The organism is Pedobacter kyungheensis (assembly GCF_000812965.1).
Lineage (GTDB): Bacteria > Bacteroidota > Bacteroidia > Sphingobacteriales > Sphingobacteriaceae > Pedobacter > Pedobacter kyungheensis.
Genome location: NZ_JSYN01000002.1, coordinates 88398 through 113595 on the forward strand (window position 1 = coordinate 88398; position 25198 = coordinate 113595).

At 39.2% G+C, this 25198-nt stretch carries 21 protein-coding genes; 12 read left to right on the plus strand and 9 right to left on the minus strand.

Features of this window, described 5'->3' with window-relative positions; all coding sequences use genetic code 11:
* Positions 1 to 57 precede the first annotated feature (57 nt).
* Together OC25_RS01230 and OC25_RS01235 are read right to left on the minus strand one after the other, a co-directional pair.
* Positions 58 to 501: a GNAT family N-acetyltransferase gene (locus OC25_RS01230; protein ID WP_039470909.1), complete on the minus strand. Its 444-nt coding sequence runs from the start codon at positions 499 to 501 to the stop codon at positions 58 to 60.
* Positions 502 to 638: 137 nt separating this feature from the next.
* The gene (locus tag OC25_RS01235; RefSeq protein ID WP_039470912.1) at positions 639 to 1130 is read right to left on the minus strand and encodes a YajQ family cyclic di-GMP-binding protein; all 492 of its coding nucleotides are present in this window, start codon (positions 1128 to 1130) and stop codon (positions 639 to 641) included.
* 76 nt (positions 1131 to 1206) lie between these two features.
* Between OC25_RS01235 and OC25_RS26640 the strand changes: the two genes are divergently transcribed.
* From OC25_RS26640 to OC25_RS01250, 3 genes are all read left to right on the plus strand, one after another.
* On the plus strand, positions 1207 to 1806 hold the full coding sequence (locus OC25_RS26640; RefSeq protein WP_052265870.1) for a hypothetical protein: 600 nt from the start codon (positions 1207 to 1209) through the stop codon (positions 1804 to 1806).
* A 100-nt stretch (positions 1807 to 1906) separates the two neighbouring features.
* On the plus strand, positions 1907 to 3967 hold the full coding sequence (ppk1, locus tag OC25_RS01245) for a polyphosphate kinase 1 (RefSeq protein WP_039470914.1): 2061 nt from the start codon (positions 1907 to 1909) through the stop codon (positions 3965 to 3967).
* Entirely contained in the window at positions 3967 to 4848 is an 882-nt protein-coding gene (locus OC25_RS01250; protein WP_039470916.1) for a Ppx/GppA phosphatase family protein, read from the plus strand. Before ppk1 ends, OC25_RS01250 begins: the two co-directional genes overlap by 1 nt.
* Positions 4849 to 5077: 229 nt before the next feature.
* Here OC25_RS01250 and OC25_RS01255 read toward each other — a convergent pair whose 3' ends face one another.
* The 5 genes from OC25_RS01255 to OC25_RS01275 all read right to left on the minus strand — a co-directional run bounded on the left by OC25_RS01255 (position 5078) and on the right by OC25_RS01275 (position 10090).
* Positions 5078 to 5431, minus strand: a complete 354-nt coding sequence (locus tag OC25_RS01255; RefSeq protein WP_039470918.1) for a DUF5655 domain-containing protein — start codon at positions 5429 to 5431, stop codon at positions 5078 to 5080.
* Positions 5432 to 5437: 6 nt separating this feature from the next.
* A complete protein-coding gene (pgl, locus tag OC25_RS01260; protein ID WP_039470920.1) occupies positions 5438 to 6163 on the minus strand; it encodes a 6-phosphogluconolactonase in 726 nt (241 codons plus the stop codon).
* Positions 6164 to 6271: 108 nt separating this feature from the next.
* Complete coding sequence (gene zwf, locus OC25_RS01265) at positions 6272 to 7786, minus strand: glucose-6-phosphate dehydrogenase (protein ID WP_039470922.1); 1515 nt, start codon at positions 7784 to 7786, stop codon at positions 6272 to 6274.
* Positions 7787 to 7815: 29 nt separating this feature from the next.
* Positions 7816 to 9231 carry an NADP-dependent phosphogluconate dehydrogenase gene (gndA, locus tag OC25_RS01270; protein WP_039470924.1) on the minus strand — a complete coding sequence of 472 codons (1416 nt, stop codon included), beginning with the start codon at positions 9229 to 9231 and terminating at the stop codon, positions 7816 to 7818.
* Between the two features lie 100 nt (positions 9232 to 9331).
* Positions 9332 to 10090 carry an ROK family protein gene (locus tag OC25_RS01275; protein WP_039470926.1) on the minus strand — a complete coding sequence of 253 codons (759 nt, stop codon included), beginning with the start codon at positions 10088 to 10090 and terminating at the stop codon, positions 9332 to 9334.
* A gap of 119 nt (positions 10091 to 10209) precedes the next feature.
* Here OC25_RS01275 and OC25_RS01280 point away from each other — a divergent pair, with 119 nt between their 5' ends.
* The 9 genes from OC25_RS01280 (at position 10210) to OC25_RS01320 (ending at position 23348) form a co-directional block, all read left to right on the plus strand.
* On the plus strand, positions 10210 to 11484 hold the full coding sequence (locus OC25_RS01280) for a sterol desaturase family protein (RefSeq protein ID WP_245221842.1): 1275 nt from the start codon (positions 10210 to 10212) through the stop codon (positions 11482 to 11484).
* 64 nt (positions 11485 to 11548) lie between these two features.
* The gene (locus OC25_RS01285) at positions 11549 to 12115 is read left to right on the plus strand and encodes an RNA polymerase sigma factor (RefSeq protein ID WP_039470928.1); all 567 of its coding nucleotides are present in this window, start codon (positions 11549 to 11551) and stop codon (positions 12113 to 12115) included.
* Between the two features lie 121 nt (positions 12116 to 12236).
* Positions 12237 to 13244, plus strand: a complete 1008-nt coding sequence (locus tag OC25_RS01290) for a FecR family protein (protein ID WP_039470931.1) — start codon at positions 12237 to 12239, stop codon at positions 13242 to 13244.
* A gap of 118 nt (positions 13245 to 13362) precedes the next feature.
* Positions 13363 to 16860, plus strand: coding sequence for a SusC/RagA family TonB-linked outer membrane protein (locus tag OC25_RS01295; RefSeq protein WP_245221844.1), 3498 nt, complete (start codon positions 13363 to 13365; stop codon positions 16858 to 16860).
* Positions 16861 to 16875: 15 nt separating this feature from the next.
* Entirely contained in the window at positions 16876 to 18450 is a 1575-nt protein-coding gene (locus OC25_RS01300) for a SusD/RagB family nutrient-binding outer membrane lipoprotein (protein WP_039470932.1), read from the plus strand.
* Between the two features lie 24 nt (positions 18451 to 18474).
* Positions 18475 to 20064: a DUF5689 domain-containing protein gene (locus tag OC25_RS01305; RefSeq protein ID WP_039470934.1), complete on the plus strand. Its 1590-nt coding sequence runs from the start codon at positions 18475 to 18477 to the stop codon at positions 20062 to 20064.
* An 81-nt stretch (positions 20065 to 20145) separates the two neighbouring features.
* Positions 20146 to 21555, plus strand: a complete 1410-nt coding sequence (locus tag OC25_RS01310; RefSeq protein ID WP_039470936.1) for a calcineurin-like phosphoesterase C-terminal domain-containing protein — start codon at positions 20146 to 20148, stop codon at positions 21553 to 21555.
* 168 nt (positions 21556 to 21723) lie between these two features.
* A complete protein-coding gene (locus tag OC25_RS01315; RefSeq protein ID WP_039470938.1) occupies positions 21724 to 22623 on the plus strand; it encodes a glycerophosphodiester phosphodiesterase family protein in 900 nt (299 codons plus the stop codon).
* Between the two features lie 26 nt (positions 22624 to 22649).
* Positions 22650 to 23348, plus strand: coding sequence for a GDSL-type esterase/lipase family protein (locus tag OC25_RS01320; RefSeq protein WP_039470940.1), 699 nt, complete (start codon positions 22650 to 22652; stop codon positions 23346 to 23348).
* A gap of 114 nt (positions 23349 to 23462) precedes the next feature.
* Here OC25_RS01320 and bioD read toward each other — a convergent pair whose 3' ends face one another.
* A complete protein-coding gene (gene bioD, locus OC25_RS01325; RefSeq protein WP_039470941.1) occupies positions 23463 to 24071 on the minus strand; it encodes a dethiobiotin synthase in 609 nt (202 codons plus the stop codon).
* Positions 24064 to 25194: an aminotransferase class I/II-fold pyridoxal phosphate-dependent enzyme gene (locus OC25_RS01330; protein ID WP_039470943.1), complete on the minus strand. Its 1131-nt coding sequence runs from the start codon at positions 25192 to 25194 to the stop codon at positions 24064 to 24066. The genes bioD and OC25_RS01330 overlap by 8 nt, the downstream gene beginning before the upstream one ends.
* Between the last annotated feature and the right edge of the window lie 4 nt (positions 25195 to 25198).

Below are 25198 nucleotides of genomic sequence, written 5' to 3' on the forward strand. Positions count from 1 at the left end.
TTTTTCAATATTGGTATCTATTGAAAACAAGGGCATTTTGAAAAGGTTTTTTTTAATCTATTTGGGTTCGCTGTAAATATTGGGGATGACGATACCCATTTGCCTTTCTGGATTTTCGATTGCTGCAAATCCAAACTGCTCGTATAAGCCATGCGCATCTAAGGTTGCCAGCTGATAACGACGCAATCCCTGCAAATCAGGGTGGAAGATCATAAATGACATGAGCTTTTTAGATAATCCCTGGCCACGGTAGTTTTCTTCAACATAAACATCGCAAAGCCAGGCAAAAGTAGCCTTATCAGTTACCCAGCGGGCAAAACCCACTTGTTCCTGGTTTTTGTAGATACCAAAGCAAAGCGAATTTTCAATCGAACGTTTTACCGTTTCGAAAGGAATATTTTTAGCCCAATACGACTCTGTACTTAAATAATGATGGATGGCCTCAATATCTAAAAGCTCCTTTTTATCTGAAAATATGAATCCGTTTTCGCTGATTTCCATTTTTATTAGTTAATCTTAAGTGTTGGTTAATCGGTTAATTGTTTACCTGTATATTGTTCATTGGTTCAGTTGTCATTAGTTCATTCGTAAGAATTTACTAAAACAGTTAACCAATTAACCAGTTTAAACAGTTAACCTTAATTACGCATATTAATATACTGCAATGGCTGGCCAAAGTCTTCGCCTCTGCAAAGACTGATTACAGCTTGCAAATCATCGATTTTTTTAGCCGTAACCCTTACCTGATCGTCCATAATTGCCGGCTGTACCTTTAAACCGCTGGCTTTGATTTTAGCGACTACTTTTTTAGCGGCTTCTTTATCCAAACCTTCTTTTATACTGATTTCTTTTCTGATCATATTGCCCGAAGCCGCTTGTTCGTCGCCGAAATCAAGACTTTTGGGATCGAGGTTTTGTTTCATCATGCGCGAAATAATCGAACCCTCAATCGCTTTTAAACGCATATCATCTTCAGTGACGATGGTTATCACATTGGTTTTTTTATCCAGATCGATGGTACTTTTCGATCCGTTAAAATCGTATCGGTTAAGGATTTCTTTTTTTGCATTGTTAACCGCATTGTCGAGTGTTTGCGCATCAACTTTACTTACTATATCAAAAGAAGGCATGGTTTTAGCTTTAAAGTAAAAAAATAAGTAGATTTAGTAGAAATTATTCTGTCCTCACAAAAAAACGAAAAATAATATGAAAACCACTAAGCCGAAGTCTCAAAAAAAAGTCACCAAAAAGGAAGTTAAGAAACAGCTGGAGCAATCTATAACCGACAAATTTTTGGAGGTAATCAAAAGTTTAGGCCATGATGTATCAGAAATCAGTGTGGAGGTGGGCAAAGCAAGTAAACGCGTTGCGAAAAAGCTAACCAAGAAATTTACGATTGTAAAGGCCGAGGTTGGGCAAAAAATAGATGATTTGGTACATGCCTCGAAAGAGAAAGCTAAAGAAGTTAAAAAACCGGTAGCTAAAACACTCAGTAAATCAGAAAAAACAGCTGAAAAGGTAGTGAAAAAGGCTGTATCTAAAGCTAAACCAGTGGTACAGAGTGTAAAAGTTGCTGCCATTGCTACCGAAGAAAAGGCCGAAAAAGTACTGGCAAAACCAGCAGCTGCAGTTAAAGAGGTGGTTGCTAAGGCAGCACCAGCGGTTAAAAAGGCTGTGCCGGCAAGTAAAGTGCCTGCAAAAACGGTAAGCGCACCTAAAGCCGAAAAAGCTGATCCGGTTAAGAAAACAACAACAAAAGCGGTCGCACCAGTTAAGAAAACAGCTAAAACACCAGTCAAAAAATAAATTTGTTAACGTTAATACGTCAATTAATTAACATCGATTTAACAAATTAATATGCAGTTTTGAACATCCCTGTTTTGGCAGGGATTTTTTATTTTTTTAAATGAGTAAGAAGAAGATCCCGTTTTTTAACCGCGAAATTAGCTGGCTTTATTTTAATGAGCGCGTGCTGCAGGAAGCAGCCGATGAAACTGTGCCACTAATTGAACGCATTAAGTTTTTATCGATCTTTTCGTCAAATTTAGAAGAGTTTTACCGCGTTCGTGTGGCTACCATGAGCCGTTTAACCAATCTGAACGATAAAGCCAAGGCACTTTTGGGATTTAACCCGAAGAAAATCCTGAACGAGATTAAAAATATAGTTGTTAAGCAGGAACGTAAATTCGACCAGCTTTTTCAGGCTACCTTAATTAACGAACTGGCACAAAACCGGATTTTCATTTTAAATGATACCCAGCTCAACGTAAGTCGCGGCGAGTTTGTTAAAAATCATTTCAGGGATAAAATCTTATCCAATCTGGTGCCCATTATGCTGGATATGGATAAACCTTTTCCGGAAATGAAGGACAGGTTTTTGTATTTCTTCGTAAAGTTATCGAAAAAAGACACCAAGATGAGGGAAAAATATGCCCTGATCGAAATTCCACCCAGTTTACCACGTTTCCTTGTACTGCCTGAAACGAACGATTTAAAATTTATCATCATGGCTGAGGATATTATCCGCTACTGCCTGGATGATATCTTCTATATTTTTACTTACGATAGTTTAGAAGCTTACTCCATTCAGCTAACCCGCGATGCCGAGCTGGATATTGATAATAATGTGAGCGATAAGTTTATCGAAGATCTTAAAAACAGTCTCGAGAAACGTAAAAAAGGTAAGCCAATGCGTTTATTATACGATTCGGCTATGCCTTTAAATATGCTTACTGTTTTGGTAAATAAACTTAAACTGGAAGCCGAGAGTTTAATTCCGGGTAACCGTTACCACAAATTCGGAGATTTTATTGCTTTTCCGAATGTAGGTAAAAAGGAATTGGAGTATACACCTAATGTGCCGCTAAAAGTGCACGATTTGCACCGTACACAAAGTGTTTTCGCTAAAGTGGCGCAAAAAGATTATCTGGTTAACCTGCCATATCAGTCTTACGATTATATCATTTTGTTTCTTCGTGAAGCGGCTATCGATCCGAAAGTAACCGAAATACAGATTACGCTCTATCGTTTGGCCGAAAACTCAAAGGTTATTAATGCTTTAATTAATGCCGCCAAAAATGGCAAAGCTGTTTCAGTTGTGCTGGAGTTAAAAGCCCGTTTTGATGAGCAGGCCAATATTTTCTGGACTACCCGTTTAATGGAAGAAGGTGTGAAAGTAAATTACGGTCTTACCGATTATAAAGTACACTCTAAAATCTGTTTAATAAAGCGCATTGAAAAAGATAAACCCGTGTATTACGCCAATCTGGCCACTGGTAACTTTAACGAAAAAACAGCAGGCTTATATTGCGACCACAGTATTTTTACCGCCAGAAAAGAGATTACCAACGATTTGGTGAAGCTTTTTGATGCGCTGAACAAAAGAACGGTAACAGGTGGCTTTAAGCATTTGATTGTTTCGCCTTTAGAAAGCCGGTCGAAGCTGGTGAATTTCATTAACCGCGAAATTAGAAACGCCAAAGCCGGTAAAATGGCTTATATCTTATTGAAAGTAAATAGTTTGGCCGATGAAGGTATTATTGCCAAGCTTTACGACGCCAGTAATGCAGGCGTTAAAATTCAGTTGATTGTTAGGGGTATTTGTTGCTTAATTCCTGGTGTTAAGGGATTTAGCGAAAACATTACGGCTATCAGCATTATAGATAAGTTTTTAGAGCACGCCCGTGTTTACATTTTCGGTAACAACGGTAAAAACGATATGTATTTATCGTCGGCCGATTTGATGAGCCGGAATTTTGAGCACCGGGTTGAGGTGGGGTTCCCTGTTTTAGATCACGATGTTAAGCAGGAAATACAGGATATTATTGACCTGCAATTGCAGGATAATACCAAATCGAGACAGATTAATGCCCTGAACAACAATAAATACCATAAAAACAGATTAAGTAAAAAAATAAGAGCGCAGGTAGATATCTACAACTATTTAAAAACCAAGCATCAATCATAATGTTAAGATACGCAGCTATAGATATTGGTTCGAACGCCGTGAGGTTACTCATTGCCGATATCAGCAAACAGGACGGAAAATACAAATACAAGAAAAATACACTCATCCGTGTGCCGTTAAGGTTGGGCGATGATGCCTTTCTGGATCAGCATATTTCGGAGAAAAAATCGGCAGATCTGGTAAAAACCATGACGGCTTTTAAAAATCTGATGGATGTTTATCATGTTTCTGAATACCTGGCCTGCGCTACTTCGGCTATGCGCGAAGCCAACAACGGGCAGGATATTGTAAAGCTGATTAAAGCACAAACTGATGTAACGCTCGAAATTATTGAGGGGCAGCGCGAAGCCAATATTATCTATGCCAACCACATTGAAGAAGAGCTGGATGAGAATAAAACTTACCTGTATATTGATGTGGGTGGTGGTAGTACCGAATTATCTGTTTTTGTAAAAGGTGTGCCAGAGGCTTCAAGGTCTTTTAATATCGGTACCATCAGGATGTTGGATAACCAGGATAAAGAAGAAACCTGGGATGAAATGAAAGACTGGGTAAAAGAACATACCAAAGCATACAAGCATTTGGCTGGTATTGGAACGGGTGGAAACATCAATAAGCTTTTCCGAATGTCTGACGAGAAAGAAAATGCACCTTTATCATTGCAAAAGCTTAATGCGATGTACAATAAGTTAACCAGCTACTCATTAAAAGAGCGGATTAACACGCTGGGCTTAAATCCCGATCGCGCCGACGTAATTATTCCGGCCTGCGAAATTTATTTAACCCTGATGAAATGGACGGGAATTAAACAAATTTACGTACCTAAAGTGGGCCTTGCCGATGGTATTATTAAACTTTTAATTGAAGAAAAGCTGGATTAAGTGGGTTGTTAATTCTTAGTTCGTGCAGACACGAACCAAGGTTTACTAAGGCTTTCTCATTAACGTGGTGTCAGATGTTACCAGCTGACACTTAGGAGTGTTTGGTGAATCACCAAACACTTTTTTTATAGGGTTTATGAATTAATTGGTTGGTGTGTACCAACCAAGGGTAGAAATTTATTTTTTGTTAAACTGTCGGATGGTAACATCCGACAGCACTAAAAAGAACTTAGCTTATCATCGCCATTTTCAAAAATCCTTTCACTTCTTCATTTACATCTGCTTCAAAATAGATTCTTAAATGATGGTTAAATTGATTAGTGCCAGGCACCTGAGCTATTTTAGTGAAGCACAGATTATCTGCAAAGGGCTGATTAAATGGAATAACTACATGAATAAAATTTTTGCCCAGTTGAGTAATGTAGGCAAAACTCTTTTGGCTTTCAATGGCAATCATTGATTTGGTATGCCGTAGGTTAATCGGCCCCAATTCGCTCAGTTGAGCTATAAAAAAACGGAATAACCGTAAGGTATATTCCGTTTTTCCGTTTAAAAAGTCTGATAATTGTTGCTCGTCAGACATGGTAATTTAATCTTCTAATAATTTGGTAGCTGCCTCGTCTGTAAACCAGGTTAATTTACCTTCAATAGGGTTAATCAGCTGCGAAGGGTAAGTGTTTACATCTTTCTGCTCGTCGCCAATTACATGCTTTAAAGCCTCTGCTTTGTTCTCTCCAAAAACCAAAAAGGCTACATTATCGGCTTTATTAATTAATGGCGCAGTAAAACTGATCCGGTAGGTATTTAATTTCTCTACAAATACCGAAGCTACATTTACTTCTTCATCTTTAACCAAAGTGGTATGCGGGAAAATAGAAGCGGTATGTGCATCATCACCCATACCCAGCAATATCAGATCGAAAGCAATATCATCGCCGTTAAAATGCTTGTCAATTGCTTTTTTATATTCTATAGCTGCCTTTTCTGGTGCCAAAGTAGTATCAACATAAAAAATGTGATCTTCTTTAATACCCAGCGGATCTAAGATCGTTTTTTTAGCCATTAATCCGTTGTAATTATCATCGGTGGCTGGTACATTGCGCTCATCGCCAAAAAAGAAATAAACCTTTTCCCAGTCGATTCTGTGCTGGCACTCGGTAGCCAAAAAATGGTACAAAGCTTTCGGTGAGCTTCCTCCGGTTAAAACAAAGTTAAAGCGGTCGTTTTCTTCGATCGACATTTCTGCGATTTTGATTACGTAGTCGGCTAAATCCTGGTTTAACTCTTCGAGGGTTTTGTATATCAATAAATTCATTTTTATGTGTTAATCGTCATTGCGAGGTACGAAGCAATCCTACAACGTTAGCTATTCAAAATCCATAGCATTAAGATTGCTTCGTGCCTCGCAATGACGGGATAAATTTTAATCCTTATTCTTTAATGGCAGGTTAAACCAGTGGAAACCATCTCTAGCAATTAACGCCTCAGCTTCCTCAGGTCCCCAGCTATCGGCAGGGTAGTTAGGGAAGTTGATTGATTTTTTGCTCTCCCAGGTGTTCAGGATTGGCATTACCAGTTCCCATGCTGCCTCTACCTGGTCGCCGCGCATAAATAGGGTTTGATCGCCCATCATGGCATCCAGCAATAAAGTCTCGTAAGCTTCAGGGGTATCGCCTTCGTAAGTTCCTTTGTAATCGAAAACCATATCAACCGGGTTAAGCACCATATCCAGTCCAGGACGTTTAGCCTGTACTTGCATGCGGATACTCATTTCTGGCTGAATACTGATTACCAAACGGTTTTGCTGCCAGTTTTCGGTTACGCCTGATGAGAAAATCTGATGCGGTACATCTCTGAACTGGATGGTAATTAACGATGAAGTTTGGTTTAAGCGTTTTCCTGTTCTTAAATAGAAAGGAATGCCCTGCCATCTCCAGTTATCGATATGGAATTTAACTGCAGCGAAAGTTTCGGTATTAGAATGTGCATCAACACCTTTTTCCTGACGGTATCCCGGAACTTCTTTACCTTCAACCCAACCTTTACTGTATTGGCCACGAACGGTATGAAAACGGATATCTTCTGCAGAAAAAGGACGCATAGCCCTTAAAACCTCCACTTTACGGTTTCTGATTTCATCAGCATCAAAATTAATTGGCGCTTCCATTCCAACCAAACAAAGCAATTGCAGCAAGTGATTCTGGATCATATCTCTCAAAGCACCAGAACCTTCGTAATAACCTCCACGATCGCCCACGCCCAATTGTTCGGTTACCGAAATCTGTACGTGGTCGATGTAAGACCTGTTCCAAAGCGGCTCAAACAAGGCATTGGCAAAACGGAAAGCCATCATGTTCTGTACGGTTTCTTTACCCAGGTAATGGTCGATACGATAGATTTGCTTTTCGGTAAAAATGGTGCTCAATAAAGTATTCAGCTCCTTTGCCGATTCTAGATCGTGACCGAAAGGTTTCTCGATTACGATACGGCTGTTATCTTCGTCTTGTGTAAGTTTATATTTTTGTAAACACTCAGCAATAATCGGGAAGAAGTTTGGCGCAACAGCAAGATAAAAAATTACCTGTGTGTTTGGTCCATATTCTTTCTGGTATTTTTCTACCGCATCTTTCAGGTTTTCGAAGGTTTTAGGCTGCGCAAAATCGGTAGGGCAGTAGTGGATGGTATTTCCAAAAGCATCCCATTTTTCCTTTTTTACTTTTCCGCTACGCGAAAATTGGTTTACAGCATCTTCTAAAGCAGCTTTGTAGCTGTCGTCGGTAAATTCGGTTCTACCAGTACCAATAATGGCAAACTTTTCTGGCATGTAACCCTCCATAAATAAATTGTATAGGGCAGGTGCTAATTTCCTTTTGTTCAAATCACCTGTTCCGCCAAATATTACAAATATGGTCGGGTTTAATGCGGTTTTGGTTTTCATTTTTTGTCTTTATTCGTAAGTGTACTCGGTTATGATAATTTGTTCCAGTCAGCGTGGAAAACACCTTCTTTATCAATACGTTCGAAAGTGTGTGCACCAAAGAAATCTCTTTGTGCCTGTATTAAATTAGAAGGCATACGGCCTGTGGTAATGGTATCGAAATAAGTAAGTGTAGAAGCAAATGCCGGGATACCTAAGCCTGAGTTAATACAAGCCGATATGGTTTTGCGTGTTCCAGCCAAAGTAGCTTTAATGATTTGCTGAATGCCTGCATCACCAAAAAGGTGTTCTAAAGCATTATTGTTATCGTAAGCTTTATAAATATCAGCTAAGAAAGTTGCCCTGATGATACAGCCACCGCGCCAGATTTTGGCAATTTCCTGTAACTGCAAATCGTACTGGTATTCTTTTGAAGCCTGTACCAATAAGTGCATGCCTTGAGCATAAGCGCTAATCATGGCGAAATAGAAAGCATCTTCTAATTCATCAACAGAAACCTCAATTTTAGTATCTTTTTTACCAAATGCTTCTTCGAGCGATACCCTTAATTTTTTAAATTTAGATAAATCGCGGTTCGAAACAGCTTCGTTAATGGTTGGTACCGGTAACTGAAGTTCCATAGAAACTTCGGAGGTCCATTTTCCTGTTCCTTTTGAACGTGCTTCGTCTTTAATCTGATCTAAAAGATCGTTTTGTGTTTCGGTATCTTTAAACAGGAAGATTTCAGCTGTGATTTCTAATAAGAATGACTGCAATCTGCCTTCATTCCATTTTTTGAAAACTTTGTAAATTTCTTCATTCGAGTAGCCTAAACCATTTTTAAGAATGCCATATACTTCGGCAATAAGTTGCATAATGGCATACTCGATACCATTGTGTACCATTTTAACAAAGTGACCTGAAGCACCCGGACCTATGTAGGTTACGCATGGATCGGTACCCACTTTAGCGGCTACGGCATCAAAAACATCTTTAACTACGTTGTAAGCCTGTTTATCGCCACCTGGCATCATACTCGGACCGAAACGTGCACCTTCTTCGCCACCAGAAATACCCATGCCAAAGAAATGTAAACCATCTTTTTCCAGTTCATCTACACGGCGGTTGGTATCGGTAAAATGCGAGTTTCCGCTATCGATTATGATATCGCCTTTGCTTAAAAGTGGTTTCAATTCGGCAATAACGCTGTCTACAATCGGGCCTGCAGGTACCAATAAAATCAGGGTACGCGGAGTTTGTAAGCTCGAAATAAAGCTTTCAATATCGTTAAAGCCCTCTAATTGATGTGCTTTACCTTCTTCTTCAAGCTTGGCAATCATTTTGGTGTCTTTATCATAACCGGTTACCGAGAAGCCTTTATCAGCCATGTTTAATAAAAGGTTGCGGCCCATGGTGCCTAAACCAATCATTCCCAATTTATATTTTTTCGAATCGTTATTTGCCATTTTTTATTTTTTTGAATGCACCCAAAAATAGGGTTTACAAATTAATATTGCAGATTTTGTTGTTAAAAGATTGTAATAAAGATTTAATAATTATGCCACATTATTTTTTAGGCTCAACTGTAAAAATATTGTACTTATCGGCCAGTTTCCAGAGTTTTGCACCGCCTTTAATGCCGTCGCGATTGGTTACAATTTTAATGTTGCTTTCGAGTTTAAAATCGATTTGTTTCGAATTACCGCCGCCGATGTATAATGTATCGTAATTAAATACTGTCTTATAGGTTTCAATTACTTTTTTAAGCCTTTTATTCCAGCGTTCGGCACCAATTTTTTCGAAGGCTTTATTGCCGATGTAATCGTCGTAATCTTCTTCTTTATTAATAGGAAAGTGCGCCAGCTCTAAGTGGGGCAACAACTCGCCATCAAATAACAAAGCTGTACCGAATCCTGTACCTACAGTGAAAACAATTTCAAAGCCTTTACCGGCTACTACGCCTAAACCTTGCTGATCAGCATCGTTAACCAAACGCACCGGATGCCCCAGTATGTTGGCTACGCGTTGAGCCAGATCAACATCTTCCCATTTGTTTTTGGCCAGGTTAGGGGCTGTTTTTACTATGCCATTTTTTATATAACCCGGAAAACCAATCGAAATGCGGTTGTATGTTTTTGGAAAAGGTTTAACCAGTTCTGCTATGCCGTTAACAATATCCTTAGGCGTAGCCTCGGGTGGCGTTTTGCTTTTTACATATTCATTAAGCATGTTGCCATTTTCATCTAAAAGCACCGATTTAATACTTGTGCCGCCAATATCAATAGATAATACATTGTTATTCTCAACTTTTTTCTGTGTAGTCATGGTATGTATTTATGGGATCGAAGTTCTGTAAATAATTTAAAAACGCAAACTATAAATAGATATAGTGGTAATCAGTATGTAATAAAATAAATCTATTAAATCTATGTATTTAGTAGAATATGATTAAGTTTGCAGCGTTAACCTTAAAAAATATTCAAACTGTTATGACGGTAAACTATCTCGCATTTGCTATTCCTGCGTTTTTTATTTTCGTTTTTATTGAATTTAAAATTGCCCGACACCAAAAAAAGGCAAAGATTTTTAAATATGAAAGTACCGTAGCAAATTTTAGTGTGGGTATTGCCGAACGTTTGTTGAATTTATTTATTGCTGCCAGTTTTTATCAGGTTTATCAGTGGGTATATGCTAATTATGCCATTTTTAATATTTCTACGGCCTGGTATGTATGGGTTTTATTACTGCTCTCTACCGATTTGGTTTGGTACTGGTACCACAGGTTGGGGCACGAAATTAATTTTTTATGGGCAGCACACATTGTACATCATCAAAGCGAAGAATTTAATCTTTCGGCAGCGGCACGGATTACCACCATTCAGGCTGTTTTCCGAAATGTTTTTTGGTGCGTATTACCATTAATCGGTTTTCATCCCAATATGATTATTACCATATTGCTGGCTCACGGGGCGTATTCTTTTTTTACGCATACCCAGCTCATAGGTAAGATTGGCTGGTTAGAAAATGTATTAATTACCCCTTCCTTACATGGCGTGCATCATGCTTCTGACGAGAAATACCTCGATAAAAATTATGGCGATGTTTTTGTGTTTTGGGATAAACTTTTCGGGACTTTTCAGGCTGAAGAGGAAGCTCCAAAATATGGATTAACACATCCTATTAAAAGCTATAGCTTTTTGTGGCAACATTTTCACTATTATTTAGAAATAGGAGAGGCTTATCGCCGGGCAAATGGCTTTAAGGACAAATGGAAAGCGGTTTTTGGCAGCCCGGCCCTGATGGACCAAAATATCAGACCGGTACTGGAAAAGCGTTACTTTCAGGATAAAAAACAACCTACCGGTAAGCCTCAGTTTAAAATCTATTTAAACGTACAGCTGATTCTCGTGGTTGGCTTATTAACTTTTACTACCATGTATTATGCTTTTCTTACAACCGTAAACAAAGCCGCTATTTTAAGTTTTATTCTTTTAACGCTTATCAATATCGGTGCATTGCTGGAGCAGCGCCGGTGGATATATTACCTGGAGTGTTTTAGGCTTATGGTACTTTTTGCTTTTTTCTTTTACCAGTTTAACATTTTGGAACTATTAATTTTTCCGGTTGTGGGATTAATTATTCTGGAGCGTATTTTTTCACTGAATAAGCTGTATAAGAAATATGTTTTTAAATACGAATCCAACCAAATTAATACATAGCTAACCTAAACGCAAAGTTTTCTTAATATTTCCCTAATGTTGGCAGTCTAATTTTGCTGCCAGCATGAAGGATACATACATAAGCAAAAGTGATGAAGAATTAGTTTCTTTGTTAATTAGTGAAGATAGCCTTGCGCTTGAAACCTTATTTAACAGGTATTACCCTGCCTTGTGTAAGTTTACTTCTATTTATATACGCGATTACAACAAAGCCGAAGAGCTTATTGCTGATTTGTTTATGAAACTTTGGAACAAGCGGAATGAGTTGCAGGTTAAATCCATTAAAAAATATCTTTTCGCATCGGCCAAAAATCTTTCTTTTAACGAAATACAAAGGGTAAAGCTTAATACACTGAGCTTAAATGAGCATGAAGATAGCTTAAACTACCCCGATACTTATTTAAACCCGCACGATCTGCTGGCCAGTCGCGAATCGTATACCGAAATAATGGACTTAATTCATTTATTGCCCGGTCGCCAGCGTGAAGTACTTTTAATGAGCCGGATAGAGCTGCTTGAGAAAAATATGATTGCCGAAATACTGAATATTTCAGTAAGGACTGTAGAAACATTACTGTACCAGGCTGTAAAAAATTTCAGGTATCTGGCTACCGACAGATCGGCTATTTAAAGCCATTTATTTACTTGATGTTACCATTTTGCGTGTGTTAACATTTTCTTAATCATAACTTAACTTTTTTCACTACGTATTCTTGCTGTTTATGCTGTCTTACCTGTAGAACAGCAATTAAATGGACCAACACTATTATAAATTAATTGAAGATTACAGCAAGAAAACCATCCGCAGTGAAGATCTTACCGATCTGCTGATCTGGGTTGACAGCAGTCAGCAGAATCAGCAGATTTTCAGGGAAACCTTACAGGCTTTTGAAACAGCTGATCAGTTTCTGCACAAGCCTGCCAACAAACAAAAAAGCTGGGCGGCGATTCAGCAACACCTGGCTAAAAGTACACCTGCACCAGTTGCTGTGGTTAGGAAAATAAATTACCGTCGCTATATCAGCATAGCTGCAGCTGCAATTATCATATCGCTGCTCCCGGTTATCTATTATCATGCGCTTCGCCCTAAACCCGCGGTTCAGGTTGCATACCATGAAATTTATAACCCAAAAGGACAAAAAAGGCTGGTGTCTATGCCTGATGGATCTAATATTTATTTGAATGGAGATAGTAAGATCCGTTATGCGCAGAATTTTAATACCGGCAAAAGGATTGTTTACCTGGAGGGCGAAGCTTTTTTTGATGTTCAGCACCGCGATAAGCAGCCCTTTGTGGTTTACACCGGAAAGGTGAGTACCACGGTGCTGGGTACCTCATTTAACATTAATGCCTACCGATCTGCAAAAACCATCAGTATTACTGTTCAAACAGGTAAAGTTGGGGTGATTGTTAAAAATAACGGCAAGGCAGAACCGGTTAAGTTTCTTTTGCCTAACCAACAACTTAATATTATAAAAGATAACGGACAGGCCACCAGGCAAGTTGTAAATGCAGCTGATTTTGATAGCTGGCGCGAATACAAACTGTTTTTTTACAACCAGCCCCTTAGCCAGATCGCGGATGTAATTGCTCGCGAATATGATGTTGAGGTACTGATCAAAAGCGAAACACTGAAAGCCATGAAACTTACTGCAAAATTCAATAAAACAGGGGTGAACCAGGTGATGGAAGTAATCGCCAGACTCTCAGGCGCAAAATATAAAATCTATGAAAATAAGGTAATTATTTATGAACAATAAATTATGAAAATAGATATGGTATAAAGGTTACAAAATTAAAATGGCCCGAAATGCTGGACACATTCCGGACCCGGAAAACTGTTTAAACTCATTTGAAAAAGTAAAACTTAGTAAAGATATGAAAATTAATACCGGGTGGATGAAAAACATTCATCAGTATCACTCCAAAATGATTGTATTGATGGCTTTTATTGCCATTAATATGCTCTTGATTATAAATAATGCAAATGCCCAATCGGATAAGAAAATATTCTTTGAAGCAGACGGAATTACCTTAAAAAAAGCTTTTGAAAATATAGAAAAGCTGAGTGGAAATACTATTGCATACAATAATACCCAATTAAACGACCAAAAGAAGGTTTATGTGGCTCGCGGACAGCGTCCGGTAAACGAGATAATGGACCTGCTTTTAAAAGGATTACCTTTTAGCTATAAAATAAACGCTAATGGCAGTATTGTGATTACAGCAAAAAGTTTGGTTTCAGGCAAGCTAACCGGTGTTGTGGTAGATGAAAATAATGAACCGGTACCTGCAGCTACCATAAAAGTGGTTGAGTTAAATTTGCAGGCACAAACCAATAACAACGGGGAGTTTAACCTTAACGTGGCTGCCGGTACCTATACTGTTGAAGCCAGGTTTATTTCGTACGAGATAGCCAGGAAACAACAGGTAAAAGTAACTAACGGTACGATTACCAAACTTCGTTTTCAGCTTAAAGCTGCCGATAACTCACTAAATGAGGTGGTTGTGACTGCTTTAGGTATTAAAAGACAGGAAAAAGCACTGGGTTATGCCGTAACTAAAATAGACAGTACACAGTTAACCGATGCAGTATCTACCAACTGGACAGATGCACTTTCGGGTAAAGTTGCGGGCTTGAACCTCATCAGATCGAACAGTGGTCCTGCAGGATCAAATAAAATTATTTTAAGGGGGGAAAATAACCTTACCGGCGATAACGAAGCACTGATTGTATTGGATGGAGTAGTAATTAACAACAGTGGTGGTAGAAGAACGGCAAACAGTTCTGATGGCGTTTATGGTACTGGTAGTGATAACATGCCTGCAGATTACGGTAGTTCTATCAATGATATCAATCCCGAAGACATTGAAAGTGTAACGGTATTAAAAGGGCCGGGCGCTGCCGCGTTATACGGCCAGCGTGGTGCCAACGGAGCCATTATAATTACCACCAAATCGGGTAGTGCAAAACATAAAAAAGTAAACATCAAATTTACATCGAACGGATCGTTTGAAGAGGTAAACCGCTGGCCAGATATGCAGTATGAATATGGTCAGGGTTTAGATGGAGCAGCCTATTACTCTTATGGTACAACTGCAGACGGAGCGAGTACAAGCGGAACCAGCTCTGCTTACGGGCCTCGTTTTGATGGACAGATGTTTTTTCAGTACGATCCGGTTACACAAACAACAGGAAAAACCAGAACACCATGGGTACCATATAAAAACGAAATCAGAGACTTTTTTGCCACTGGTGAAAATTTAACCAACTCTTTAAGTTTAGATGGTCGTTTTAAAAACACAACTGCCCGGGTTTCAATTACGAACCAGAACAATACCTGGATTGTGCCTAAAACAGGGATTGAGCGTACTACGCTTACCTTATCTACCAATACAGATGTAACCTCGAAATTAAAAATCGCGACCAAAATTAATTACGGTAACCGTTTTAGCGATAACTTACCTGGTGCAGGTTATGGTAACCAATCGTTAATGTACTGGTTTATTTTCTGGCAGCCGAATGCGAGTTTAGACTGGATTAAAAATTACTGGGTTAATGGTAAAGAGAATTTATCAATTAAATATCCTTTTAGTTCATTTCCTGAGAATCCTTATGCTGTGGTTAATGAGTTTATTAACAGAACCGGACGTAATAACGTAACGGCAAACGTTCAGGCCAGTTATCAGTTTACCAAAGAGCTAAGTTTGTTACTGAGATCGAGTATCGATTATTCTTCAGAGCAACGTGCGCAGGAGCGTCCATATGATGCAGGTAGCCGTTTACCTCAGGGATCTATTCGTAAGCAGGATATTCATGCACAGGAGACCAACATCGATTTCTTATTGCGTTATGATAAAAAAATCAATAAAGATTTTAGCATCAATGCTACTTTTGGCGGGAGTCAGTTGAGAAACAAGTACGATAAATCTGATTTACGTGCCGATGGTCTTAAAATTCCTAATGATTACGAATTAACCAATAATTTATATCCGTTAATTTCTATTCCTGACACCAGCAGGTACCGCATTAACAGTTTTTACGGTGTATTATCTACCAATTATAAAAACTATCTGTATGTAGACATTACCGGCCGTAAAGACTGGAGTAGTGTATTGGCAACAGCTACCAGAACTGATAATGTTGGTTTTTTCTATCCTTCAATCAGCTCGAGCTTTGTACTTTCAGAGTTTTTCAAACTCCCTAAATTCGTAAGCTTTGCCAAATTACGGGCATCAGTTTCGCAGGTAGGTAGCGGCGGTACTACACCTTACAGAACAGCATATACCTATTCGTTAGCCGCAAATGGTACCTATCCTGATAGCTCGCTTGTTAACCCAACCATTTTGCCTAACGAGAACTTAAAACCGCTTAAAACCACAACTTATGAGGTGGGTACAGAAGTGAGCTTATTTAAAGGCAGATTAGGTTTTGATGTGGCCGTATATGCAGGTAACACCAAAAATCAGATTTTAACCCGTATCATCGACCGTTCTACCGGTTACAATCAGGCTTTAATTAACGCAGGTCAGGTTAACAATACCGGAGTTGAGGTTGCCCTTAACGGAACGCCGATAGCGGTTAAAGGCGGCTTTAAATGGACGCTGAACGCCACTTTTGCTTCTAACTCGAACGTAATTAAAGCTTTAACTGACAGCTCGATCATTTTACGTACCGGTCCTGTAGCAGGCGGACAAATTGTAGCTAAAGTTGGTGGAAGTATGGGCGATTTGTATGGCAGGGGCTATGTGCGCGATCCTCAGGGAAATGTGGTGTACGATGCCGCAACCGGTTTTGCTAAAATTACAGATGGAGTAGTTTATTTAGGTAATACCATGCCAAAATATAAATTCAGTATCGGTAGTAATTTCGCCTATCGCAACTTTAGCCTGAACGTGTTATTCGATGCCCAGGTTGGTGCGGTTGCACACTCACTGCTAAACTACAAAATGGTTGAACAGGGTAAATTAACCAGTACTTTACCTGGAAGATACAATGGTATTATTGGTAACGGCGTGGTTCAACTGGCTGATGGCTCTTACGTACCGAATACTACAGTTGCTTACGATATTGATGAGTATTACCGTTCGCACATGGGGGCTGATAATGCCGAAGGAAGCACATTCAGTACCGATTTTATCAAATTCAGGGAAGCTTCTTTAAATTACAGGTTTAACCCTAAGTTTTTAAGAAAATTAGGGTTTTCATCGGCAACTTTCGGAGTGTACGGACGTAACCTTTTCATCTGGTCGCCATGGCCAATGTTCGATCCTGAGTTTGGTACACTTAGCGGTTCTGATATTGTTACCGGTTTCGAAATCGGTCAGTTCCCTTCAACCAGAACTTATGGTTTCAATTTATCAATTGGTATATAATCTTTTAAAAAAAAAATGAAAAAGAATCTATATAAAAGTATTGCGGTACTAGGTGTTTTGATGACAACACTTTCTGCCTGCGATAAAGATTTTCAGGAAGTTAATATCGATCCGATCAATATTCTTTCTACCACGCCAGATAAGCTGCTTGCACCGGCACTGGTAAATACGCTTACTCCGGGTATGATCCGTAACCGTAACTTCAATAACGAATTGATGCAGGTAACCGTAAGTATCAGTGATGGCGATGGTACGGTTTTCAGATATGAATACAGAAATACCTATTCTGATTATTTGTGGAATGCCTGGTATGTACAGTTAACCAATTTTAAAGATGTATACAAACTGGCCGGAAAGCCTGGAATGGAAAATAAATCATACCAGGGTATTTCATTGGTATGCCAATCGTGGGTATATTCAATGCTCTCAGATACTTATGGCGATATTCCTTACTTCCATTCTAATGAAGGTAGTACTGGTGTTTTAGAGCCGGTTTTTGACAAACAGCAGGATATTTACCTGGATATTTTTAAGAAACTGGAAGAAGCCAATACGTTATTGGCTGAAGGAAAAGCGATAACCCCATCCAGCGACCCAATTTTTAACGGTGATATTGCCAAATGGCGTAAATTCTGTAACTCTTTATACCTGCGTTTACTGTTGAGGGTATCGGGCAAAGCCGAAGTTTCAGCCCAGGTAATTGCTAAAATCAAAGAAATAGTAGATACCAATCCGGTTAATTATCCTATTATGACTGCCAATACAGAATCTGCCACTTTAAAATGGACAGGTTTAACCGGAACAGATCCTTTTGTAAATCCTTATGTTAACGGGATAAGGGTGCAGGATTTCAGATCACCAGCTATCGGAAGTTTCTTTATCGATCATTTGAGAGATTGGGCCGACCCTCGAATTGATATCTCTACGGCTAATGGTTATGCCAATAATGGTATTAACAGATTAGGTATTGCGCAAGGAAGTACAGGAGGATTTAAAGGTGTGCCAAGTGGCTATCTTGTTGGATCAGGGGTGGTAAAAGAATCGTATTTCTATTCTTACGATCAAACGAGCTCGAGTGTGGCTATTGCTGCCAGATCATTGCAACAATCGGCATTAACAGGTATTTTAATGAACTATGCTGAACTACAGTTTATACTTGCTGAGGCGGCAGTAAAAGGCTGGATTAATGGCTCAGCAGAAACTTATTACAACACTGGTATTGCCAATGCCATTAACTATTGGGTGCCATCGTTCCCAACAACAATTTCATCTTCTAAATTTACCGATTATGTAACCAATGCCGATATCGACTGGAACAATACGCTATCAACTGACGAAAAAATGGAACAAATCCATCTTCAGAAATATTACGCTTTGTTTTTAGTAGATATGCAACAATGGTTCGAATACAGAAGAACCGGTCACCCTGTTTTACCTAAAGGGCCGGGTTTAAGAAATGGTGGTGTAATGCCAGCAAGAATGGTGTATCCGGTTTACGTGCAATCTGCAAACCCAACCAATTATCAAAAAGCAGTAGCTGGGCAAGGTGCTGATGTGATTTCTACACAGGTTTGGTGGCAAAAACCATAATTAAGGATCATTAATACAATTAAAATGAAAAAGATAATATTTTATAGTCTAATTTTATTAGCAGTTCCGTTGTTTTGGCTGGGCTGTAAAAAATCAAATTATCCAGGTGGTACCATCAGTTCGTATATTCCGATATTTGATTTAAGGAGCCTTTACAAAGGTTCTGATGTTACCTTAAGTACAGATAATATGTTTGGCTCTACAAGTCTGGCTGCGGTGGTAATTTCCGATCACTCAGGTAAAAACCTGCCTGCTGGTTTACTCATTGTGCAAGATAAACGTAGATTATCGGAACTAAGGGGGATTGCTATTCCGATAGGTGCCGATGCAGCTAAATATGTTCCCGGCGATTCGGTTACCATTAATATTGAAGGCGGGGTATTAAAGCGTGTGGATGGAATCCTTCAGGTTACCGGTATTTCTCCAAATAAAATAGAGAAAAAAGCATCTAAACTGATTATTCCACCCAATAAAGTACCAAGTTCGTTTATTCTGGCCAATCCTGATAAATATGAAAGTACGCTGGTCGCTATTGTAAAAGGAGGTTTCGATCCGCTACCCGCGCCAACAGATGTTTTACAAGGCGATAAAATGGTTAACGATGGTTTTGATAATATTACTTTACATACCGAGGCCAGTGCAACTTTTGCAGACAGGACATTACCGATCAGCGCCAATTTTTATGGCATTGTTTTTAATACTGTTGGTGCCAACGGGCAGTTAAAGCCACAACACCGTTTGCGTACAGCAGCTGATATAGCCATTTTAAGCTCTACAATTGAAATTCCTGATGCCATTATCACCGGTTGGATTGCAGATCCGATGGGTACTGATGCGAACAACGAATATATTCAGTTTTTGGCCACCAGAGACATTAATTTCGCGACCACACCTTTTTCTGTAGTTACAACCAATAATGCAGGAGCGTCTACACCTCAAATTTATCCAACATCGGGTTGGGCACTGGGCGATTTAAGAACTTATAAGTTTAACCTCACCAGTGGTACGGTTTCGAAAGGGCAGTTCTTTTATGTGGGTGGATCTAATAAATTGATCAACAGTACCGGCTCTACCAGTATTGCTGCTTCAAAATGGATCAGGTCGTTTAATTATTCGACAACAAATGGTGATGGGTTTGGTACTAAAACCAGCAACTTGCTGGCCAACAGTGGTAATGCTTATGGGATTGCCATCTTCCAGGGAACTACAGTTGATGTAAATACTAAACCTATTGATGTGGTATTTGTGGCAACAGGAGGTCAGTTATATCAGGCTGGCCCACCAGAAGCAGGTTATCGTATTGCCAATACCGATTTTTACGATGTCATTAACCCGATAACTTTGGCTCCACAACCATTTTACAGAGCTGGATCAAACACATTGAATTTTGCGTACCACCCTAATGCTGTAGCCGATCAGGGTTACTATTATAAATTGGGTGGAATATACAGTGTTACCTTAGGTAAGTGGGTTAAGGCCCGCTCTGCAAACTATTTACAGCTGAGTAAAACTTCTACCATTGCTGCTATAGAACAGGAACATTATGTGCAAACAGTAGACGGTTCAGGTAATGCTGTAAAAACAGATACCATACCTCCAACCAGAATTAAATAAACTATAAAACAAAGCACAAAGAAAACCATTCCGGTTTTCTTTGTGCTTTAACCCTAAATCATCCCAATTTTTTCTTTATTCATGAACAGAAGATCTTTTATACAAAAAGGTGGGTTATTGGCTACAACTTTATTTGTGAGCCTAAAAAGCCATTCTTTTTCTTTTTTAGCAGGCGATAAAAAAATTACAGGCAAGATTACCAGCAAAGGTAAAGCTGTGGCCAATGTGGTTGTCTCTGACGGATACAGCGTGGTGCAAACCGATAAGAATGGAATTTATAACTTGGAGGTACACGAACTTGCCCGCTTTATCTGGATCAGCACACCTGCTGGCTACGAATTTACAACCGATAGCTTTCTGGCTAAATATTACGAAAAACCTGAAGCCAATACCCAGTTGAATTTCGAACTGAAAAAAATGAAGGTCGATGATAACAGGCATAACTTTATTGTTTGGGCCGATCCACAGGTGAAAAGTAAAAAAGATGTGGCTCAAATGATGGCAACTTCAGTACCTGATACTAAGAAGGCAATAAAAGCAATGGGTAATATTCCAGTGCATGGTATTACGGTTGGCGATATTGTGTGGGATAACCATGAACTCTTTGCCGATTATAACCAGGCTGTGGTTGAAATGGGTATTCCGTTTTTTCAGTGCCTGGGTAACCACGATATGGATTACCGTATGGGAGATGATGAAACTTCTGACCGCACTTTTCAGGCACATTACGGGCCAACCTATTATTCATTCAACCGCGGTAAAGCGCATTATGTGGTTTTAGATGATGTACGTTATTTGGGTGTAGAGCGCACTTACGATGGTTTTATTTCGCAAACGCAATTAGATTGGCTAGCCAAAGATTTAATGTTTGTACCGAAAGATGCGTTGTTAATCATCAATACGCATATTCCAATCCACAATTCGGTAAAGAATAACGGCGATTTTTATGCCCTGCTTAAAGATTTTAAAAATGTGCATATCATGTCAGGTCATACCCATTTTAATAAAAACGTTATCAAAGATGGTGTTTTTGAACATAACCACGGTACCGTTTGCGGTGGTTGGTGGACTGGTCCGATTTGTGGCGATGGAACACCGCGTGGTTATGGTATTTACGAGGTTAGCGGAACAGATTTAAAGTGGTACTACAAGTCAACTGATCAGGACCGTAAAGTACAGGTAAGCATTGATGTAGAAACACTAACCAACCAGAAAAGATTGATTGCCAATGTATGGAATTATGATCCGGAATGGAAAGTAGAATACTTTTTAGATGGAAAAGCGATGGGTGCCTTGGCGCAACAGGATGGTTTTGATCCTTTAGCCGTAAAATTGTATAAAGGCGATAAACTACCTAATCCACGTCCGTTTGTAGAACCTATTGCAACCAATCATTTATTTATGGCGCATTTTGGCCCCGAAGTTAAAAATGTGAAAGTGGTAGCTACCGATCGCTTTGGCGAAAAATTTGAAGCAGAAATTAATGCTTAAAGCGGTTTGGTTTGCTATCTGATGTTACCATCTGATAGTGATTGAAAAATTAATGTAGATTTAATTAAGCGTGTTAGATGGTAAGGCCTGATACCATTATCTTGTAGATTAAATGAACAGCGTCGGAATGTTATACATCCAACGCCACTATAAAATCCCTTTTTGGATATGAAACTTAAAAAAACAGCAATCTTTATTCTTTTATCTGCATTCGCGGTGAAGTCGAATGGTCAAGAAGTTAAATTTCCTGCATTTAGTGCAGAAGCGCATCGCGGTGGACGTGGTTTAATGCCTGAGAACACCATCGCGGCAATGCTGAATGCCATGAAGATTGAAGGCATAACCACCTTGGAAATGGATACCCACATTTCGAAAGATGGGAAAGTTGTGGTAACGCATGATGATTATTTAAGTCCGGCGTTTATGCTTACACCTGAAGGAAAAGAAATTCCGGAAGCAGATGCGCGTAAATATCCGATTTTTAGTATGAATTACGATGAAATTAAGAAATTCGACATCGGAAGTAAATATTACGGGCTTTTTCCGCAACAGAAAAAAGAAAAAACGCAGCTGCCTTTGCTGGGCGATTTAATTGATGCTGTTCAGCGCGATATAAAAGCCAATAAACGCAAACAGTTCTTTTATAATATCGAAACCAAATGCAGCGAAAAGGGAGATGGGTTAACCAATCCAGATCCCGAAACTTTTGTTAAGCTTTTAATGGAGGTGATTAACAAGAAGAAAATTACCCCTTTTGTCGTTATCCAATCGTTTGATAAACGCACCATTCAGCTTATACACCAGAAATATCCTGAGGTTAAAACATCTTTCCTTGTAGCCAATAAAAAAACTTACGAAGAAAATATTGCCGATTTAGGTTTTAAGCCATTTATTTTAAGTCCGGTGTGGCAAATGGTTACCGAAGAGCTGGTAACAAAAGCCCATGCCGATGGGGTTAAAATTATTCCGTGGACAGCCAATACCCTGGCAGATATCCAAAAGTTGAAAGCTCTAAATGTAGATGGCATTATTTCTGATTACCCGGATGTTTTAGTACAGGCAAAGTAGTATTTTAGGCTTTTATAATCATTAGTATGAGAACATTTTTAAACAAGTTACTGGCTTTTGCTTTTGCACTTGTACTGCTAAATTTCAAACCGGTACATGCGCAGGTAGTAAAATGGGACAGCACTTATCGCCCGGGTAAATATGTTGAGCTGGTAGCGAAATTTAAAGCTGATCCGAAATCGAAAAAGGATTTTGTTTTTCTGGGCAATAGCATTACAGCTGGTACCGATTGGGCTAAATTATTGGATTTGCCACAAGCAAAAAACAGGGGCATTTCGGGTGATATTACTTTTGGGGTGCTGGAACGCTTGCAGGATGTAATTGATGGTAAACCTGCCAAAGTTTTTGTGCTAATTGGTATTAACGATATCTCGCGAAATATTCCCGACAGTATTATTTTAAGGAATTACAAAACTATCATCAGCAGAATCAGAAAGGGCTCAAAGAAAACGCATATCTATTTCAATACCCTTTTACCGGTAAACAGTGCCTTCGAAAAGTTTAAAAACCATTACGGTAAAGATGAGCACATTTTGTGGCTGAATGAGGAGATCAGGAAATTTGCTTCAAAAAATGTAACGGTTATCGATCTCTACCCGAATTTTACCGATCAGGATAAGCATTTAAGAGCCGAATTAACCAAAGATGGTTTGCATTTAATTCCGGCAGGCTATCAGGTTTGGGCCGATTTCCTTAAAAAGAGTGGCTTTTTAACTGAACGTTAATTTTTTAGACCTCGCAGGTTTTTTAAACCTGCGAGGTCTTTGTTCTTTAAAATAGCTTAATGAAGTCCTTCGACAGGCTCAGGATGACAAATTTGTGTTTAGTTTTTTAAGCTTTTAAAACGAAATACACTCGCCAGCCATAGCTACCTGTTCCTGATTAATCTCGATTAAGTGAGGTACATAGCCTAGTTTTTTTACCTGACTATACTGCAGGATATATCTTTCCGTTTCGGCATTTTCATCGCCATTAAAAATGATTCCTTTAACCGGAATATCGTACTGTTTTAGCAGATTGAGCGATAATAAGGTATGATTGATGCTGCCCAGATAATTTTGTGAAACCAGTATCACTTCAGCATCCAGTTTTTTAATTAAATTGATAATCAGCTCGGTTTCGTTTAAAGGGACCATTAAACCACCTGCGCCTTCAATAATCAGGTTGTTCGTCGTTTCAGGCATGTTAATCTGATTAAGGTCGATTTCAATTCCATCCAGCCTGGCCGATAAGTGCGGCGAAAGAGGTTGTGTTAAGCGGTAACTTTCGGTATGAATAACTGTTTTAGTATTGGTAATTAAGCTGCCAATGGTTAAACTGTCGCTTATATCAAGATCTCCCGACTGGATAGGTTTCCAATAATCGGCCTGGAGTTTTTCGGTTACAATAGCACTAATCAGTGTTTTGCCAATGCCGGTTCCAATGCCGGTAATAAAGTATTTAGCCATTAAGTTGAAATTCGTTTAAGTGATTAACCAATGACGTAATTTCCTCATCGGTATTAAAAGTGTGGAGGCAGATGCGTAAGCGCTCTTTACCCAATGCCACAGTTGGGCTTAAAATTGCCCTTACATCAAATCCTGCTTGCTGTAAAGTTGTTGCAGCTTGTTTAGCCTGCTCGTTTGATGGAAATAAAATACCCTGTATAGCGCTTTCGCTATCTAAAGCCTGTATGTTCTTAGCTTTAATTAGCTTCCTGAAAAGCGCAATTTTTTGATGAATGATAGTGCAATCTGTTTTACCTAGTAGCTGATAAGCTGCATTTACCGTTATGATGTTATGAATCGGTGCTGCGGTAGTATAAATAAACGACCGTGCAAAATTGATCAGGTAATGGCGCAGGTTTTGGCTACCCAGTACTATCGCGCCATGCGCACCTATAGCTTTACCAAAAGTAACAACAGTTGCAAATACCTGATTGGTAAGGTTGAGCTGATGCACCAAACCTTTACCCATTTCTCCAAAAATGCCGGTAGCGTGTGCTTCATCAACAATTAAATTAGCCCCGTACTTTTCGCATAATACCGCTATTGCCGTTAGGGGGGCAGTATCGCCATCCATTGAATAAACACTTTCTACAACCACAAAGATGCTTCCCTGTGCGGTTTTAAGCCTTGTTTCTAATGCATTTATATCGTTGTGTGCAAATTTGTAGCGTGTAGCATGACTTAAGCGGCAACCATCTATAATACTGGCATGAACCAGTTCATCCGTAATAATGGTATTGCCACGCTGTGGGATGCTTGATAAAAGACCGACATTGGCATCGTAACCCGAATTAAAGATTAAGCCGCTTGCCGCACCGTGGAAACTGGCAATGAAATGTTCGGTTTCTTCTATATAGGTCGTGTTGCCACTTAGTAGGCGCGAGCCTCCAGAACCATTTTTATAGCGCGGTACTTGTTGGGTTAAAGCTGAAACAAGTTGTTGCAATTCGGCAGATTGGGCAAAACCCAGATAATCATTTGAACAAAAATCGACAGGAGGGAGGCTGGTAGACAAGTTTCTGATCGAAAGATTATCTTTCCGTTCCTGAAGTTTGCTGTTAAGGAATTGCTCAATTTTATGCATTGGC

Bases quoted from the DNA above. Each gene is read 5' to 3' on its own strand.
- OC25_RS01230 (WP_039470909.1), bottom strand. From the start codon at position 501: ATGGAAATCAGCGAAAACGGATTCATATTTTCAGATAAAAAGGAGCTT.
- OC25_RS01235 (WP_039470912.1), bottom strand. From the start codon at position 1,130: ATGCCTTCTTTTGATATAGTAAGTAAAGTTGATGCGCAAACACTCGAC.
- OC25_RS26640 (WP_052265870.1), top strand. From the start codon at position 1,207: ATGAAAACCACTAAGCCGAAGTCTCAAAAAAAAGTCACCAAAAAGGAA.
- ppk1 (WP_039470914.1), top strand. From the start codon at position 1,907: ATGAGTAAGAAGAAGATCCCGTTTTTTAACCGCGAAATTAGCTGGCTT.
- OC25_RS01250 (WP_039470916.1), top strand. From the start codon at position 3,967: ATGTTAAGATACGCAGCTATAGATATTGGTTCGAACGCCGTGAGGTTA.
- OC25_RS01255 (WP_039470918.1), bottom strand. From the start codon at position 5,431: ATGTCTGACGAGCAACAATTATCAGACTTTTTAAACGGAAAAACGGAA.
- pgl (WP_039470920.1), bottom strand. From the start codon at position 6,163: ATGAATTTATTGATATACAAAACCCTCGAAGAGTTAAACCAGGATTTA.
- zwf (WP_039470922.1), bottom strand. From the start codon at position 7,786: ATGAAAACCAAAACCGCATTAAACCCGACCATATTTGTAATATTTGGC.
- gndA (WP_039470924.1), bottom strand. From the start codon at position 9,231: ATGGCAAATAACGATTCGAAAAAATATAAATTGGGAATGATTGGTTTA.
- OC25_RS01275 (WP_039470926.1), bottom strand. From the start codon at position 10,090: ATGACTACACAGAAAAAAGTTGAGAATAACAATGTATTATCTATTGAT.
- OC25_RS01280 (WP_245221842.1), top strand. From the start codon at position 10,210: ATGATTAAGTTTGCAGCGTTAACCTTAAAAAATATTCAAACTGTTATG.
- OC25_RS01285 (WP_039470928.1), top strand. From the start codon at position 11,549: ATGAAGGATACATACATAAGCAAAAGTGATGAAGAATTAGTTTCTTTG.
- OC25_RS01290 (WP_039470931.1), top strand. From the start codon at position 12,237: ATGGACCAACACTATTATAAATTAATTGAAGATTACAGCAAGAAAACC.
- OC25_RS01295 (WP_245221844.1), top strand. From the start codon at position 13,363: ATGAAAATTAATACCGGGTGGATGAAAAACATTCATCAGTATCACTCC.
- OC25_RS01300 (WP_039470932.1), top strand. From the start codon at position 16,876: ATGAAAAAGAATCTATATAAAAGTATTGCGGTACTAGGTGTTTTGATG.
- OC25_RS01305 (WP_039470934.1), top strand. From the start codon at position 18,475: ATGAAAAAGATAATATTTTATAGTCTAATTTTATTAGCAGTTCCGTTG.
- OC25_RS01310 (WP_039470936.1), top strand. From the start codon at position 20,146: ATGAACAGAAGATCTTTTATACAAAAAGGTGGGTTATTGGCTACAACT.
- OC25_RS01315 (WP_039470938.1), top strand. From the start codon at position 21,724: ATGAAACTTAAAAAAACAGCAATCTTTATTCTTTTATCTGCATTCGCG.
- OC25_RS01320 (WP_039470940.1), top strand. From the start codon at position 22,650: ATGAGAACATTTTTAAACAAGTTACTGGCTTTTGCTTTTGCACTTGTA.
- bioD (WP_039470941.1), bottom strand. From the start codon at position 24,071: ATGGCTAAATACTTTATTACCGGCATTGGAACCGGCATTGGCAAAACA.
- OC25_RS01330 (WP_039470943.1), bottom strand. From the start codon at position 25,194: ATGCATAAAATTGAGCAATTCCTTAACAGCAAACTTCAGGAACGGAAA.